Source organism: Bovifimicola ammoniilytica, from assembly GCF_025567085.1.
In the GTDB taxonomy this organism is placed as follows: domain Bacteria; phylum Bacillota; class Clostridia; order Lachnospirales; family Lachnospiraceae; genus Bovifimicola; species Bovifimicola ammoniilytica.
Genome location: NZ_JAOQJN010000004.1, coordinates 223,833 through 239,813 on the forward strand (window position 1 = coordinate 223,833; position 15,981 = coordinate 239,813).

At 31.8% G+C, this 15,981-nt stretch carries 15 protein-coding genes and 1 pseudogene; all 16 read left to right on the top strand.

Features of this window, described 5'->3' with window-relative positions; genetic code table 11:
- The first annotated feature begins 87 nt into the window (after window positions 1-87).
- Entirely contained in the window at window positions 88-2,148 is a 2,061-nt protein-coding gene (locus OCV48_RS06745; RefSeq protein ID WP_147591467.1) for a YgiQ family radical SAM protein, read from the top strand.
- 170 nt (window positions 2,149-2,318) lie between these two features.
- Window positions 2,319-3,086, top strand: a complete 768-nt coding sequence (locus tag OCV48_RS06750) for an SDR family NAD(P)-dependent oxidoreductase (RefSeq protein ID WP_021982851.1) — start codon at window positions 2,319-2,321, stop codon at window positions 3,084-3,086.
- Between the two features lie 15 nt (window positions 3,087-3,101).
- Window positions 3,102-3,665 (top strand): hypothetical protein, encoded by a 564-nt coding sequence (locus OCV48_RS06755; protein WP_021982852.1) that lies wholly within the window; start codon window positions 3,102-3,104, stop codon window positions 3,663-3,665.
- A gap of 116 nt (window positions 3,666-3,781) precedes the next feature.
- Window positions 3,782-4,795, top strand: a complete 1,014-nt coding sequence (locus OCV48_RS06760) for an RluA family pseudouridine synthase (RefSeq protein WP_147591468.1) — start codon at window positions 3,782-3,784, stop codon at window positions 4,793-4,795.
- The gene (locus OCV48_RS06765; protein ID WP_021982854.1) at window positions 4,776-5,309 is read left to right on the top strand and encodes a Holliday junction resolvase RecU; all 534 of its coding nucleotides are present in this window, start codon (window positions 4,776-4,778) and stop codon (window positions 5,307-5,309) included. Before OCV48_RS06760 ends, OCV48_RS06765 begins: the two co-directional genes overlap by 20 nt.
- Window positions 5,310-5,527: 218 nt before the next feature.
- Window positions 5,528-6,742, top strand: a complete 1,215-nt coding sequence (hisZ, locus tag OCV48_RS06770) for an ATP phosphoribosyltransferase regulatory subunit (RefSeq protein WP_021982855.1) — start codon at window positions 5,528-5,530, stop codon at window positions 6,740-6,742.
- A 1-nt stretch (window position 6,743) separates the two neighbouring features.
- Window positions 6,744-7,379: an ATP phosphoribosyltransferase gene (gene hisG, locus OCV48_RS06775; RefSeq protein WP_021982856.1), complete on the top strand. Its 636-nt coding sequence runs from the start codon at window positions 6,744-6,746 to the stop codon at window positions 7,377-7,379.
- A gap of 96 nt (window positions 7,380-7,475) precedes the next feature.
- Window positions 7,476-8,771, top strand: a complete 1,296-nt coding sequence (hisD, locus tag OCV48_RS06780; RefSeq protein WP_147591469.1) for a histidinol dehydrogenase — start codon at window positions 7,476-7,478, stop codon at window positions 8,769-8,771.
- 115 nt (window positions 8,772-8,886) lie between these two features.
- On the top strand, window positions 8,887-9,483 hold the full coding sequence (hisB, locus tag OCV48_RS06785) for an imidazoleglycerol-phosphate dehydratase HisB (protein ID WP_021982858.1): 597 nt from the start codon (window positions 8,887-8,889) through the stop codon (window positions 9,481-9,483).
- 42 nt (window positions 9,484-9,525) lie between these two features.
- Window positions 9,526-9,882 (top strand): annotated as a pseudogene (locus OCV48_RS14050) (HisA/HisF-related TIM barrel protein); the annotation flags it as partial.
- 321 nt (window positions 9,883-10,203) lie between these two features.
- Entirely contained in the window at window positions 10,204-10,818 is a 615-nt protein-coding gene (gene hisIE / locus OCV48_RS14055; protein ID WP_394803251.1) for a bifunctional phosphoribosyl-AMP cyclohydrolase/phosphoribosyl-ATP diphosphatase HisIE, read from the top strand.
- A gap of 35 nt (window positions 10,819-10,853) precedes the next feature.
- Window positions 10,854-12,719, top strand: coding sequence for a TIGR03960 family B12-binding radical SAM protein (locus OCV48_RS06795; protein ID WP_021982860.1), 1,866 nt, complete (start codon window positions 10,854-10,856; stop codon window positions 12,717-12,719).
- Window positions 12,694-13,395: a TIGR03936 family radical SAM-associated protein gene (locus OCV48_RS06800; protein WP_394803252.1), complete on the top strand. Its 702-nt coding sequence runs from the start codon at window positions 12,694-12,696 to the stop codon at window positions 13,393-13,395. The genes OCV48_RS06795 and OCV48_RS06800 overlap by 26 nt, the downstream gene beginning before the upstream one ends.
- Window positions 13,396-13,397: 2 nt before the next feature.
- Window positions 13,398-14,714, top strand: coding sequence for a ribonuclease E/G (locus OCV48_RS06805; protein ID WP_021982862.1), 1,317 nt, complete (start codon window positions 13,398-13,400; stop codon window positions 14,712-14,714).
- Between the two features lie 136 nt (window positions 14,715-14,850).
- Complete coding sequence (locus OCV48_RS06810) at window positions 14,851-15,426, top strand: hypothetical protein (RefSeq protein WP_147591472.1); 576 nt, start codon at window positions 14,851-14,853, stop codon at window positions 15,424-15,426.
- A 103-nt stretch (window positions 15,427-15,529) separates the two neighbouring features.
- Window positions 15,530-15,766 carry a preprotein translocase subunit SecG gene (secG, locus tag OCV48_RS06815; RefSeq protein WP_021982864.1) on the top strand — a complete coding sequence of 79 codons (237 nt, stop codon included), beginning with the start codon at window positions 15,530-15,532 and terminating at the stop codon, window positions 15,764-15,766.
- Window positions 15,767-15,981 lie beyond the last annotated feature (215 nt).

Here is a 15,981-nt window from a genome sequence, read left to right on the forward strand (position 1 = left end):
GAAGCAATTAGCGTTTATCGCAGAGCTGAATTTGAGATTCAGCTCGCGGTTCCTCCGACATAAATGTCTATGGAAATGGAGAACAGTATGATTAAAGATTTTTTGCCAATATCTAAAGAAGATATGATTAAAAGAGGCTGGGAGGAGGTAGATTTTGCATTTGTAATAGGTGATGCGTATGTAGATCACCCCTCATTTGGACATGCTATTATAAGTAGAGTATTAGAAGCAAATGGATATAAGGTAGGTATTATATCCCAACCAGATTGGAGAGATAAGAATAGTATTAATACATTTGGAAGACCACGTTTAGGCTTTCTGGTTATGAGTGGAAATATGGATTCAATGGTTAATCATTATTCCGTATCTAAGAAAAGACGTGCAACAGATGCATTCACTCCGGGTGGTCTTATGGGTAAAAGACCTGATTATGCGACAGTTGTATACTCTAATCTAATAAGACAGACATATAAAGATGTACCTATAATAATCGGTGGAATTGAGGCATCTTTAAGGAGACTTGGACATTATGATTATTGGTCTAATAAAGTAAAACGTTCAATTTTAATGGATAGTGGTGCTGACCTGATATCTTATGGAATGGGTGAAAGGTCTATTGTTGAAATTGCAAATGCGTTAAATGCGGGAATAAATGTAAAAGATATCACATTTATAGAAGGAACTGTCTATAAAACTCAGACTCTTGAGAATATATATGATTATATTAAGCTGCCATCTTTTGCAGAAATAAAGGCATCTAAAGAAACCTATGCGAGAAGTTTTTATATTCAATATTGTAATACAGATCCATTTGTGGCAAAAAAGCTTGTAGAAGAGTATAACGATGGAATTTATGTAGTACAGAATACCCCTACTAAGCCACTTAGTCAGCCGGAAATGGACAGGGTATATGCACTTAATTACATGAGAAACTATCATCCGTCTTATGAAGAAGCTGGTGGTGTACCGGCAATAAGTGAAGTAAAATTCAGCCTTGTAAGCAACAGAGGGTGCTTTGGTGGCTGCAGCTTTTGCGCATTAACGTTTAATCAGGGAAGAATCATACAGACTAGAAGTCACGAATCAATTATAAATGAAGCAAAACAGATAATATGGGATAAAGATTTTAAAGGATATATTCATGATGTAGGTGGTCCTACAGCAAATTTCAGACATACTTCATGCAATAAACAGCTAACTAAGGGTGTCTGTCCTAATAAGCAGTGTTTATTTCCTAAACCATGTAAGAATCTGATAGTAGACCATTCGGATTATCTTAAGTTACTAAGGAAATTACGTGAACTACCGAAGGTCAAGAAAGTATTTATACGTTCAGGAATTAGATTTGATTATCTTATGTGTGATTCTGATGATACATTTATGAGAGAAATGGTAGAACATCACATAAGCGGACAGCTTAAGGTTGCACCAGAACATATATCTGATAATGTATTGCAGATGATGGGTAAGCCTGAAAATGCGGTATATGAGAAGTTTATTAATAAATATAAGAAATTAAATGAAAAGATGGGAAAAAAGCAGTTCGTTGTACCATATCTTATGTCATCACATCCGGGTTCGAAATTAGAGGATGCAATTGCATTAGCAGAATATTTGAGAGATTTAGGATATATGCCTGAACAGGTACAGGATTTCTATCCTACACCATCAACTATATCTACATGTATGTACTACACAGGTTTAGACCCACGTACAATGAAACCTGTATATGTTCCTATTAATCCTCATGAGAAAGCTATGCAAAGAGCATTGATTCAATATCGTAATCCTAAGAATTATGATTTAGTGCATGAGGCATTAGTTAAAGCTGGAAGAACAGATTTGATAGGCTTTGATAAAAATTGTCTTATAAGACCTAGAAAAAATTATGGTTCAAGCTATGAAAAATATGGAAATAGTAGTAAAACTAATGTAAGTATTGACAATAAAAATAATAAAAACAATAAGAATAGCCACAACCAGATTAGTCACAATCAAAACAACAATCATAAGAATAGTGGCAATAAAGGTAATAATAAGTCATATACTCATATAAGCAATGATGGAATGAACAACAAAAATACAATAAATAAGAATAAAAACAAGAAAAAAACTATAAGAAACGTTCATAAAAATAAACATAATTAAATGTCTGCGGAAATAGAGAACAGTGAGAAAAGTAATGCTGATGCAATTACTTTTCTCACAGCTAATTGCTTTCATAAGAAGCAATTAGCGTTATGGCAGATGAGAAATCGCCTGCGCGAATTTCTCATCGCCTCTTCGCATAATATGCTCAGAAATGGAGAAGTGATAATATGAAAAATATAGCAATTGTAACAGGTGCATCTTCAGGAATGGGAAGAGAATTTGCACTAAAGATTGATAGAATGTTTAAAAATATAGATGAAATATGGATTATAGCAAGGAGACTTGACAGGCTTGAAGAATTAAGAGACAGTATTAATAAACCGTGTATAATTGTATGTGAAGATATTACTGATTCAGGTTTTAATATCAGGTTTAATAAGATGCTAAAGCAGGAAAATGTGGGTGTTAAGTTACTTGTTAATTGTGCTGGATATGGAATAATAGGAAGTTTTGGAGAAGCAGCACATGATGTAACGGTCGGAATGGTTAATACTAACTGTGCAGGACTTACATCAGTTACATATATGGTGCTTCCGTATATGGTTAAAAACAGTCGTATAATAAATCTGGCATCATCTTCAGCATTTTTACCACAACCTGGTTTCGGGGTTTATGCGGCATCTAAAGCATATGTATTAAGCTTTTCAAGAGCATTAAGATGTGAAGTTAAGAACAGAGATATATCAGTAACTGCAGTATGTCCGGGACCTGTTGCGACAGATTTCTTCTCTATTGCAGAGGGTGAACATAAACGAGCCTGGTTCAAAGATTTATTTATGGTAAATGCCTCTGATGTAGTTGATAAAGCAATAAAAGATTCAATTGAAAAAAAGGAAATATCTATTTACGGAGTACCAATGAAGTTATTATATCTTCTCACGAAGATTGTTCCACACAGAATAATTCTTAATATATACAGTGCAACATTAAAATAGAAAAGGTGACAGAAATTGAAGAATAAGAACAAAATTGAAAAAGGTAATTATGGATATATTAATAAGAACAAATTAAAACAGCTTGGTATGACATTACTTCTGTTAGCTATAGTATTAATTATTTTTTATACAGGAATAATAAGATATCATCATACTAAAAGCATATTTACAGTATTAGCTGCCGTATCAGCTATTCCGGCTGCTAAATATGGTGTGGCTTATTTAGTAATGTTTCCATACAAAACAGGAGATGCAGAAAAATATAAGAAGATATCAGCTTATAAAAATGTGAAAATATTAAGCGATTTATTAATTTCATCACCTGAGAAAATATATAATATAGAATTAGCGGCAGTAAGAGATAATTCGGTATATTGCTATGCACCAATTGATAAATACGATAATGTGGTTATAGAAAAATATGTAAGAAGTTTCCTGGAAACAGAATGTAAGGTATCTGCTGTAAAAGTATTTAAAGATTTTATACAATTTAAGAAAAGTGTTGAAATACTTGATAAAAATGAACAGGGTAAATATGATAAGCGAATAGGTGAATTAATGACAGTATATTCAATGTAATATCAAATGTAAAGAAAAAAATTAAAAGTAATTATTTAAGAAAATATAAATATATGTAAACAAATTAATAAACTCTGTAATACAATTAAGAATATGTGTCAAATAGCGAGGAAAATATGCGTGAAATTAAGATAAATAGTAACGAAGCTAATCAAAGAGTCGATAAATTTCTAAGTAAATATTTAGACAAGGCTAACAAAAGTTTTATATATAAAATGTTGAGAAAGAAAAATATTACACTTAATAATAAAAAGTCTGATGGAAGCGAGAAGCTAAATGAGGGCGATATTATTAAGATATTTTTTACAGAAGAGACTTTAGAAAAATTTTCATCGAAACCAGATAAGAATAACATTATAAGCAGTATGCAGAAAGTGTCAAAAATTGATGTGCATAATATTATATATGAAGATGATAACCTCATATTATATAATAAGCCGGCAGGAGAATTATCACAGAAAGCCGAAGTAAATGATATGAGTGTTAATGAACAGTTAATCAGATATATGCTTGATAATAATGAGATTAAAGAGTCAGAATTTAAAACATTTAAGCCTTCTGTATGCAACCGCTTAGACAGAAATACAAGTGGTATGCTGATATTTGGAAAATCTATGGCAGGACTTCAGACGATGGCAGAACTATTAAGAAATAGGGATATGCATAAATATTACCTGTGTATTGTAAGGGGAATTATTACTAAAGAGGAAGAGATAACAGGATATCTTACTAAAGACAGGAAGAATAATAAAGTGAAAATTGTTAAAGATAATATAGATTCTAAAGGTGAATATATCCGTACAAAATATATTCCAATCTGCAATAATAAGGAATATACCTTATTAAAGGTTTTACTTATAACAGGAAAGACACACCAGATAAGAGCACATTTATCAAGTATTGGACATTCAATTATAGGAGATGTAAAATATGGTGAGCAGTCGGTTAATTCGTATTTTAAAAGGGAATATGGACTTAAATATCAGTTATTACATTCTTATGAATTACAATTTGACAATGTAGATGGTGCTTTATCATATTTAAGCAACAAGAAATTTACTGCACCGCTTAGCGATAGGTTTATACAGATTATAAATGGAGAAAAGTTAAATGGGAACTTGGAACAGTAGAGGATTAAGAGGCTCTACATTAGAAGATTTGATTAATGTTACTAATGAGAAATATAGAGAGAAAGGAATCGGATTAATCCAGAAGATTCCTACACCTATTAAACCGGTTGCGATGGACAAGGAATCAAGACATATAACGTTAGCATATTTTGAGCAGAGAAGTACCGTAGATTATATAGGCGTAGTACAGGGAGTTCCTGTATGCTTTGACGCAAAGGAATGTAATACGGAAACATTTCCTATACATAACATTCATAAACATCAGGTAGAATTTATGAAAGAATTTGAGAAACAAAATGGTGTGGCATTTCTGATAATATATTATACCGGAATAAATGAGATATATTATCTGCCATTTGATAAAGTTTTAGAATTCTATGAGAGAAGTGAAAATGGTGGTAGAAAAAGCTTTAGATTTGAAGAGATTGACAAGGCATACAGAATAAGAACCAATGGTGGTGTTCCGGTACATTATTTAGAAGCATTATCAAGAGATTTATCAAATAGAGATTGACAGTTTAAGGTTATTAAAGTATAATCTGAAACGATTAATAAATTAACGTTGTAACGAATTAACACTTTACAACACTAAAGTAATTATAATCTATTTTAATTTACATCTTAATTAGGTTATAGACATTATAATTAAGATTAAAAGATTCATTACGTTTATAAGGATTATTGTATTTGTAATCTTAGCGAATATTTATATATGGAGGAAACAAAGAAATTATGAATAGTAAATTATTACATACACCTGTAGGAGTTAGGGATATATATAATGATGAATGTTATGATAAATTATTAATCCAGAACAGAATTCATAAGATTTTCAAGGAATACGGATATAGTGATATCCAGACACCAACATTTGAATTTTTCGACATTTTCAATAAAGAAAGAGGAAGTGTTGCATCGAAGAATATGTATAAGTTTTTTGACAGAGAGGGTAACACATTGGTCTTAAGACCTGATATGACACCATCTATAGCAAGGGCTTCAGCTAAATATTTTATGGATGAGGAGATGCCCATTAGATTATGTTATGTTGGCAATGCATTTATCAATAATTCGGAATATCAGGGCAAACTTAAAGAATTTACACAGATTGGTTCGGAATTATTAGGTGACAATACTTCAGATGCAGATGCAGAAGTTATTGCAATGGTTATAGAATCATTATTAAAGGCAGGTCTTACTGAATTTCAGATTGAAATAGGTCAGCCTGAATTCTTTAAAGGAATAGTTGAAAAAGCAGGACTTGATACAGATACAATTGAAGAACTCAGGGAATTACTAGAGAATAAGAAATATTTCGGAGTGGAAGATGTATTAGAGAAAGCTAATGTTCCACAAGAAGATAGAGAGGTATTTCTTAAGTTTCAGGAATTTGTGGGATCTATTGAGATGATAAAATTAGCAAAGACATTAAATATAAATGATAAATCTAAGGCAGCATTAGAAAGACTTGAAAAATTATATTCTATTTTAGTTATATACGGTTATGAAAAATATATTTCATTTGATTTATCAATGCTTAATATGTACCAGTATTATACAGGTATAGTATTTAAGGGATATACATATGGAACCGGTGATGCGATTGTTACTGGTGGCAGATATGACAATCTCTTAGGTCAGTTTGGAAAAGATTTTGCAGCCATAGGTTTTGCAGTTAACTTAGACCAGTTAATGGTTGCACTTGAGAGACAGCATATTAAATTAGGTGAGAGAGACAATAAGAAGATGATTTTATATGGTGTTGAGAACCAGAGAGAGGCAATTAATTATACAAAAACATTGAGAAGTGAAAATGAGTGTGTTATGATGGTTAGAAAGCGTTCTAATCATCAGATGGAGGATTATATTTCTTATGCAAAGAGAAGTAATGTATCCGAAATTATAATCATAGACGGAAATGGAATTGAGAAAAAGGAGATTAACTAAGATGAGATACTTAACATTTGCATTAGCAAAGGGAAGACTGGCAAAGAAATCTCTTGAAATGTTTGAAAAAATCGGAATTACCTGTGAAGAGATGAAAGATGAGAAAACCAGAAAGCTTATATTCGTTAATGAAGAATTAAAACTTAAGTTCTTTCTTGCAAAAGCAGGAGATGTTCCTACATATGTAGAATATGGTGCAGCTGATATAGGTGTAGTTGGTAAGGATACAATTCTAGAAGAGGGCAGAAAGCTTTATGAGGTTATGGATTTAGGTTTTGGAAAATGCAAGATGTGTGTATGTGGTCCTGAATCAGCAAAAGAACTTCTTAAGCACCATGAGATGATAAGGGTTGCAAGCAAATATCCTAACATTGCCAAGGATTATTTCTATAATAAGAAACATCAGACAGTTGAAATTATTAAACTTAACGGTTCTGTTGAACTAGCTCCTATTGTTAATCTCTCTGAAGTAATCGTAGATATTGTAGAAACAGGTTCTACATTACGCGAAAATGGTCTTGGTGTATTAGAAGAGATTTGTCCTCTATCAGCGAGAATGGTTGTTAATCAGGTAAGTATGAAGATGGAAAATGAAAGAATTAATAAATTACTTTCAGATTTAAAAACAGTAATATAAAACGGACATTATAGAAAAATAGATTGTTGCAAAAGAGGCAGTTAAAGATTTATAATGCTGATAGCTGATAAGATAGCAGCAGATATGGAGGCAGAAATGAGAACTATAAAATTAGATGAAGAATCAAAAAAGGATATACTTGATAATTTATTAAAGAGAAGTCCTAATAATTATGGTAAATTTTCGGATAGTGTTAATGCTATATTAGAAGATGTTAAAGCAAGAAGAGATGAAGCAATATTTGAATATACGAAGAAATTCGATGGTGCCGATATTAATGCTGATAATATCATAGTTACAAAAGAAGAGATAGAAGAAGCATATAAGGAAGTTGAGAAAACAGGCCTTGTTGAAATTATAAGAAAAGCCCTTGTAAATATAAGAGATTACCATCAGAAACAGAAGCAGTATAGCTGGTTTGACAGTAAGCCTGACGGAAGTATCTTAGGTCAGAAAGTAACTCCACTTGAGAAAGTCGGCGTATATGTACCTGGTGGTAAAGCAGCATATCCATCATCAGTTCTTATGAATATCATACCTGCTAAAGTCGCAGGAGTGGACAGAATAATTATGACTACACCACCTAATAAAGAAGGGAAAGTTAATCCAGGTACATTAGTTGCAGCAAATGAAGCAGGTGCAGATGTTATCTACAAAGTAGGTGGTGCGCAGGCAATTGCAGCACTTGCGTACGGTACTGAATCAATACCGAAAGTTGATAAAATAGTAGGTCCGGGTAATATATATGTTGCCCTTGCTAAAAAGGCAGTATATGGTTATGTAAGTATAGATTCAATTGCAGGACCAAGTGAGATACTTGTGTTAGCTGATGAAACAGCTAATCCGAGATATGTGGCAGCTGATTTATTATCACAGGCTGAACATGATGAAATGGCATCTGCAATATTAGTTACTACATCTAAAGAATTAGCTGAGAAAGTATCTGAACAGGTAGATAAATTTATTGAAGAATTATCAAGAAAAGAAATTTTAACAAAATCTATTGAGAATTACGGATATATTCTTATTGCTGATAATATGGATGAAGCTATTGCTGTTGCAAATGATATTGCATCAGAGCATTTAGAGATTGTTACAAAAGATCCGTTTAATACAATGACCAAAATCAGAAATGCCGGAGCAATATTCTTAGGAGAATACAGTTCAGAACCATTAGGAGACTATTTCGCAGGTCCTAACCACGTTCTTCCTACAAATGGAACAGCTAAATTCTTTTCAGCATTATCAGTAGATGATTTCATTAAGAAATCAAGTATTATTTCATTTTCAAAAGAAGCACTTGAGCCAATACATAATGATATTATGGCATTTGCGACAGCAGAACAGTTGACAGCACATGCTAATTCGATTAAAGTAAGATTTGAAAAATAATATATCAGTTTTGTAAAATTATTATCACAGGTTATGATATTATGAATTCCATAGGTTATAACCTGTATAATAAGTTAACACAGAACTGGTATTTTGCAGTAGAAATGAGGAAAATATGGAAACAGTTATTAGAAAAGCATCGGTTAAGCGTGAGACAAATGAAACAGATATTTCTATGGATTTTGTAATTGATGGAAGTGGTAAAGCAGAGATAAGTACAGGAATAGGTTTCTTTGATCATATGCTTAACAGCTTTACAAGACACGGCCTGTTTGATATGAAGCTTAGTGTGAAAGGTGACTTATATGTAGATACACACCATTCTATAGAAGATACGGGAATAGTGTTAGGACAGGCTATTAAAGAAGCTATAGGCGATAAGAAATCAATTAAGAGATATGGAAGTGTCATTTTACCAATGGACGAAGCACTTGTACTGTGTTCATTAGATTTATCAGGCCGTCCATATCTTGTATGTGATGCGGAATTTACGACTGACAGAGTCGGATATTTTGATACAGAGATGGTTAAGGAATTCTTCTATGCAATTTCATATTCGGCAGGAATGAATCTGCATATCAAGGTGTTATCAGGAAGTAATAATCATCATATTATCGAAGGAATCTTTAAAGCATTTGCAAAGGCATTAGATGAAGCAACTATTACTGATCCAAGAATTAAGGATATAATGAGTACAAAAGGAAGTTTGTAATCAGTAAAAATACTTTAAATTAGCGAAAGGCGTGTGTGAAAAATGAATTATTGTAATCTTATTCCGAGAATTATTATAAAAAATGGTAAAGCATTTAGAAAAGATGATTCTACAGCATATGATGCAGTTGAATTATGCGAGAAATTTGAAAATGACGGAGCAGATGAAGTCTATATTTTCGAGATATCTTCAACAGATGAAGAGCATGAGACAAATATAGGAATTATCAAGGAAATTGTAGCTGAATGTGATATCCAGATTTTACTTGGAGGAAATGTAAAGAGACTAGAAGATGTTAAGAAATATCTTTATGCCGGTGCTAAAATGGTTATTTTAGAAGATTCGAAAGAATCAAACAGAGAACTTGTAAATGAAGCATCAGAAAGATTCGGTGCAGATAAGGTAGCGGTTTTATTTGAGCGTAAATGTTCTGATGAAGAATTATGCAAGGCAGCTAATTTTTATTTTGATGAGGGAGCAACATTGTTTGTAGTTTCTGATAAATTGTCTGATGAGGCAGCTAAAAATTTCTCTGAGATAAATATTGATTTACTTCTTATTAATGACGAAATTACTAAAGAAGATATTGTAAAATATTGTAAAGTGACTAATATATATGGTTTTACATCAGATGCAATTCTTTCAGATACGCAGGAGATAATGAACATCAAACAGGAACTTAAAAAAGATGGTGTAGATGTAAATGTATTTGAAAGTAAGATGAATTATAGTGAATTTAAGCTTAATTCAGATGGATTAATCCCTGTTGTAGTTCAGGATTATAAGACAAATGAAGTATTAATGCTTGCTTATATGAATGAAGAAGCATTTGACAATACAATTAAGACTGGAAGAATGACTTATTATAGCAGAAGCCGTAAAGAATTATGGATAAAAGGTCTTACTTCAGGACATTATCAATATGTGAAATCATTATCAATCGACTGCGATAATGACACACTTTTAGCTAAGGTTAAACAGATTGGTGCAGCCTGCCATACAGGTAAACGTTCATGCTTCTATACAGAGCTTGTGAAGAAAGAATATGATGACACTAATCCGCTTATGGTATTTGAAGATGTGTTTAACGTTATAAAGGACAGAAAAGTTAATCCTAAAGAGGGTTCATATACAAATTATCTCTTTGATAAAGGAATTGATAAGATTCTTAAGAAAGTCGGAGAAGAAGCAACAGAGATAGTTATTGCTGCTAAGAATCCTGATAAAGAAGAGATTAAATATGAGATTTCAGACTTCTTATATCATGTAATGGTGCTTATGGCAGAAAAAGAAGTATCATGGGAAGACATAACAAGAGAATTGGCCAGAAGATAGAATATGTACATTATTATTGAAAGGAAAGTAGTGGTTTGAGAAAACTTGCGTTATCAGACGAGATTTTACTAAGTGTTGAAAAGCCGGCAAGATATATTGGCAACGAAGTAAATATGGTAAAAAAAGATTTGTCTAAAATAGATATTAGATTTGCAATGTGTTTTCCTGATGTATACGAAATAGGAATGTCACATTTAGGAATCCAGATTTTATATGATATGTTCAATCAGAGAGATGACATATATTGCGAAAGGGTATATTCTCCATGGACTGATTTAGATCAGATTATGAGAGAGAGGAATATACCTCTTTTTGCGTTAGAATCACAAGACCCAATTAAAAATTTTGATTTTTTAGGTATTACAATCCAGTATGAAATGTGTTATACAAATATTTTGCAGATATTAGATCTATCAGGAATTCCATTAGAGTCGGCTGATAGAACTGAAGATGATCCTATTGTAATCGGTGGTGGTCCATGTACATATAATCCTGAACCACTTGCACCGTTTTTCGATATATTTTATATGGGTGAGGGTGAAACGGTATATTTTGACTTAATGGATAAATATAAAGAGAATAAGAAAAATGGTGGTTCAAGAAGAGATTTTCTTGAAATGGCTGCTGATATAGAGGGGCTTTATGTTCCGGCATTCTATGATGTTGAATATAATGATGATGGAACTTTAAAGTCTTTTACACCTAATAATCCACATGCTAAGACTAAGATTAATAAACAGCTTGTTATGGATATGGATAATACATATTATCCAGAGAAACCGTTAGTTCCATTTATTAAGGCTACGCAGGACAGAGTTGTACTAGAGATACAAAGAGGTTGTATAAGAGGATGTAGATTCTGTCAGGCCGGTTCGGTATACAAACCGGTACGTGAAAGAAGTCTTGAATTTCTTAAGGACAAAGCATATAAGATGCTTAAAAATACCGGACATGAGGAGATTTCACTCAGTTCATTAAGCTCTAGTGATTATTCTAATCTTGAGGGACTTGTTAATTTCCTTATTGAAGAATTCAAAAATAAAGGTGTAAATATTTCCTTACCATCTCTTAGAATTGATGCATTTTCATTAGATGTAATGAGTAAAGTTCAGGACGTTCGAAAGAGTAGTCTTACATTTGCACCGGAAGCAGGCTCACAGAGACTTAGAAATGTAATTAATAAAGGTCTTACTGAAGAAGTTATTCTTAAAGGTGCATCTATGGCATTTGAGGGTGGATGGAATCGTGTCAAATTATATTTTATGTTAGGGCTTCCAACTGAAACAGTTGAAGATATGGAAGGAATTGCTGAATTATCAGAAAAGGTGGCTGAGGTCTATTATAGAATACCAAAAGACCAGAGAAATGGAAAGGTTCAGATAGTAGCAAGTTCGTCATTTTTTGTTCCAAAGCCATTTACACCATTTCAGTGGGCATCTATGAATACTAAAGAAGAATTCTTAGGTAAAGCACGTATAGTTAATGCTAAGATGAAAGAAATGCTTAATAAAAAAAGTATTAAATACAATTGGCATGAAGCAGATGTATCAGTCTTAGAGGGTTTATTAGCAAGGGGGGACAGAAGAGTTGCAAAGACTATTTTAGCTGCATATAAATCAGGTTGTATCTATGATGCGTGGAGTGAGACTTTTGATAATTCGAAATGGGAGAAAGCTATTAAAGATACTGATATTGATATGAATTTCTATATTTCAAGAGAACGTGATGTTGATGAATTACTTCCATGGGACTTCATAGATATAGGTGTAACTAAGGCATTTCTTAAGAATGAATGGAAACGTGCCAAAGAAGAGACTGTAACACCTAATTGCCGTATGAAGTGTGCAGGCTGTGGTGCAGCAAGATTTGGAGGAGGTGTGTGCTTTGAAAATAAGAATTAAATTTGCTAAAAATGGAAGTATGAAATTTATCGGACATCTTGATATTATGAGATATTTTCAGAAAGTAATGCGAAGAGCTGAAGTAGATATTGCTTATTCAGAGGGATTTAGTCCACATCAGATTATGTCTTTTGCAGCACCTTTAGGAGTAGGACTTACAAGCAGAGGCGAATACTTAGATATAGAGGTACATTCTACAGATAGTTCTGCGGAAATGTTAAAGAGAATTAATGACACAATGGTTGAGGGAATGGAGGTATTAAGCTATAGATTGCTTCCGGATTCTTCTAAAAATGCTATGTCATTAGTAGCAGGTGCAGATTATGTTGTGAAATTTCGTGATGGCTATGAGCCTGATATAGATATAAGAGAAAAGTTTAATGAATTTATCAAGCAATCTTCTATTGAGATACTCAAGAAAACTAAGAAAAGTGAGATGTTAGTGGATATCAGACCAATGATTTACAAAGCGTATATAGATGATGATAATACATTTTTTATGAAGCTTGCAACGGGAAGTGCTAACAATCTTAAGCCTGAACTGGTTATGCAGGCATTTAGTGACTATGCGGACTTTGAATTAAAAGAGTTTTCATTAATTGTGGAGCGGCTTGAAATATATGGAATGTTAGAGGATAAGTTAATTCCTTTAGAAGATTTCGGAGAGGACATCTAATCGTGAGTAAATTTATAATTGCTGATATTGATTTAACTTATATTCATAAAAATGCAGGGGAAAAAACTTGTAATTATCTTGCGAATAAGCAAAATTATGAACCTGGTAATAAAAATGAAAATAAATCTAATAATAATGCTGATAATAAGGCATTTAATAAGGTTTTCTGTGGTCTATATGAGGATAACAGATTTTATGAAGTGAATTTCTCTGAATATATAAGTAATGACGAATCAGCAAAGGCAGATTCAATAGGAAATATATACGTCGGTAAGGTTAAGGATGTAGTAAAGAACATCAATACGGCATTTGTAGAATATAAGAAAGGCTGTATCGGATATCTTTCATTAGAAGATAATAAACATATTATCTTTTTAAATAAAAAGAATACTGATAAAGTATGCGAAGGTGACGATATTATTGTGCAGATTTCTAAAGCTGCCGTAAAGACAAAATTTCCTGTTTTAACATCAAATATAAGCCTTACTGGACGAAATGTTGTAATAAATATCGGAAAGAGTGGTATTGGATTTTCAGGAAAAATTAAAAATGCGGGATTCAAAAACCGCATTCAGACTGAATTGGATGACATATTAGATAAGCTTAATGTAAAATTTGGTATAGTTATCAGAACTAATGCTGAGAATGCAAAAGAAGATGAAATAAAGAAAGAATTAAATGAATTATTATCAGAATGGGAACATGTAAAAGAAATTGCTATGATGCGTAAGTGCTATACACTGTTAAAAAGCGAGGATGCACTATATATAAAAATGATTAAGAATTTATATGCGAATGAAACTGATGAAATAATTACTGATAATGAAGAAATTTATTATGAACTTAAGGATAAATTTAATGGAAAATATAATATTCGATTATATGATGATACCTTATTACCTCTATATAAATTATATAGTATAGAAAAAGTTGTAGAGGAAGTGTGTTCTAAAAAAGTTTGGCTTAAATCGGGAGCATATCTTGTTATAGAACCTACAGAAGCTATGACGGTTATTGATGTAAATACTGGAAAATGCATTAAGGGCAAGAGATTAAGTGATACAATTTACAATGTAAATATAGAGGCTGCTAAGGAAATAGCATACCAGATGAGACTAAGAAATATGTCAGGAATAATAATGGTAGACTTTATAAATATGGAAAATAAAGAATATCAGGATAAATTAATTGAATATTTGAAAAAGATTGTACTTAAAGATAGAATAAGGACAAATGTTGTTGATATAACAAAGTTAAATATAGTAGAAATAACAAGAAAAAAAGTTGAACGACCTGTATATGAGCAGATATACCAATAATTAATAGCATTAATTATAGATTATATTTTTGTGTAATTTTATGTAATTAGTACAATTTACTATTGACGAAAACGTTTTCATTTGTTAAAATTTAATAAGAAAATCGTTTTTAAAAAGTTTAAAGGAGATAGGTTTTATGGACAACACAAAAACAAAGAAAGATTATAATGATTCTGAATTGTATGCTAATCAGTTAAACTATAATGCATATGTAGAAAAGAAAAAGAATGTGTACAGAGTATTATATTTTGTTGCATCAATTATTTCATTAGTTTCGATATTTATACTTCCAATGTATAAATATGAATTATTAGGTAAGAAAAAAGGCCAGATGAGAATCATCGGTGAATATACAGCTGAATATATAATTGAGAAATATTTCAATTATTCATTAGGACCACACAGCTTACTTAATACAGCTCTTATAATTTCAATATTTGCAATGATTATATTATCAGCATATGTAATTGTTGGTGGTGCAATGAACTTATTTGCTAAGAAGAAAATTGAGTCAAATGCAACACTTGCTAAATTATTTAACTATGGTATGTTAGAGATAATAGCTGCAGTATTATTCGTTGTTTTAATGATTTCAATGGTTTTCTGTAAAGTAGATGCATTTGGTAATGTTGAGAATATGATAGGCTTCTGGGCAATATTCGCATCATCTATAGTAATGATTTGTACATCAATTTCATTATCATCTAAATAGAATCACCTGATAAGAATAATATTTGTACTTGAAAAAAGACGCACTATATGTTACTATTATACCAATTGAGTAAATCGTCTATCGATTCTAAGGAGGTGTTAGAGTGCTTAAAACAGTTTTAGATATTATATTTGTTATCATTTGTATAGCTTTAACTATAATAGTTCTTATGCAGGAAGGTAAATCAGCAGGACTTACAGGTTCAATAAGTGGTATGGCAGATACATATTGGGGTAAGAATAAAGGACGTTCTATGGAAGGTGCTTTAGAGAAGATTACTAAGGTATTAGCTGTATTATTAATTGTATTAGCGGCTTTACTAAATTCTAAATTTATATAGAATAAATCAAATATATTCCTGAATACTAATTATTAGTATTCAGGTTTTTTACTTACCAGGAAATTTCGTTGAAATTGCCCTGGTAAGTAAAAAACGCTTCGCGAGGATCGCACTGCGGCGGAGCAGAAAATGTTGCTATAGCAACTCGCCTCAGGCGGAGAATGTCGCTTGCGACATTCTTTATTCTTTTGTATGATATAATTAATATAGTTAAA

What these genes read in the sequence shown, in the direction of transcription:
- OCV48_RS06810 (WP_147591472.1), top strand. Translation starts at nt 14,851, where the DNA reads ATGGACAACACAAAAACAAAGAAAGATTATAATGATTCTGAATTGTAT.
- hisG (WP_021982856.1), top strand. Translation starts at nt 6,744, where the DNA reads ATGAGATACTTAACATTTGCATTAGCAAAGGGAAGACTGGCAAAGAAA.
- OCV48_RS06760 (WP_147591468.1), top strand. Translation starts at nt 3,782, where the DNA reads ATGCGTGAAATTAAGATAAATAGTAACGAAGCTAATCAAAGAGTCGAT.
- OCV48_RS06745 (WP_147591467.1), top strand. Translation starts at nt 88, where the DNA reads ATGATTAAAGATTTTTTGCCAATATCTAAAGAAGATATGATTAAAAGA.
- hisZ (WP_021982855.1), top strand. Translation starts at nt 5,528, where the DNA reads ATGAATAGTAAATTATTACATACACCTGTAGGAGTTAGGGATATATAT.
- hisB (WP_021982858.1), top strand. Translation starts at nt 8,887, where the DNA reads ATGGAAACAGTTATTAGAAAAGCATCGGTTAAGCGTGAGACAAATGAA.
- OCV48_RS06750 (WP_021982851.1), top strand. Translation starts at nt 2,319, where the DNA reads ATGAAAAATATAGCAATTGTAACAGGTGCATCTTCAGGAATGGGAAGA.
- hisIE (WP_394803251.1), top strand. Translation starts at nt 10,204, where the DNA reads ATGAATTATAGTGAATTTAAGCTTAATTCAGATGGATTAATCCCTGTT.
- hisD (WP_147591469.1), top strand. Translation starts at nt 7,476, where the DNA reads ATGAGAACTATAAAATTAGATGAAGAATCAAAAAAGGATATACTTGAT.
- OCV48_RS06765 (WP_021982854.1), top strand. Translation starts at nt 4,776, where the DNA reads ATGGGAACTTGGAACAGTAGAGGATTAAGAGGCTCTACATTAGAAGAT.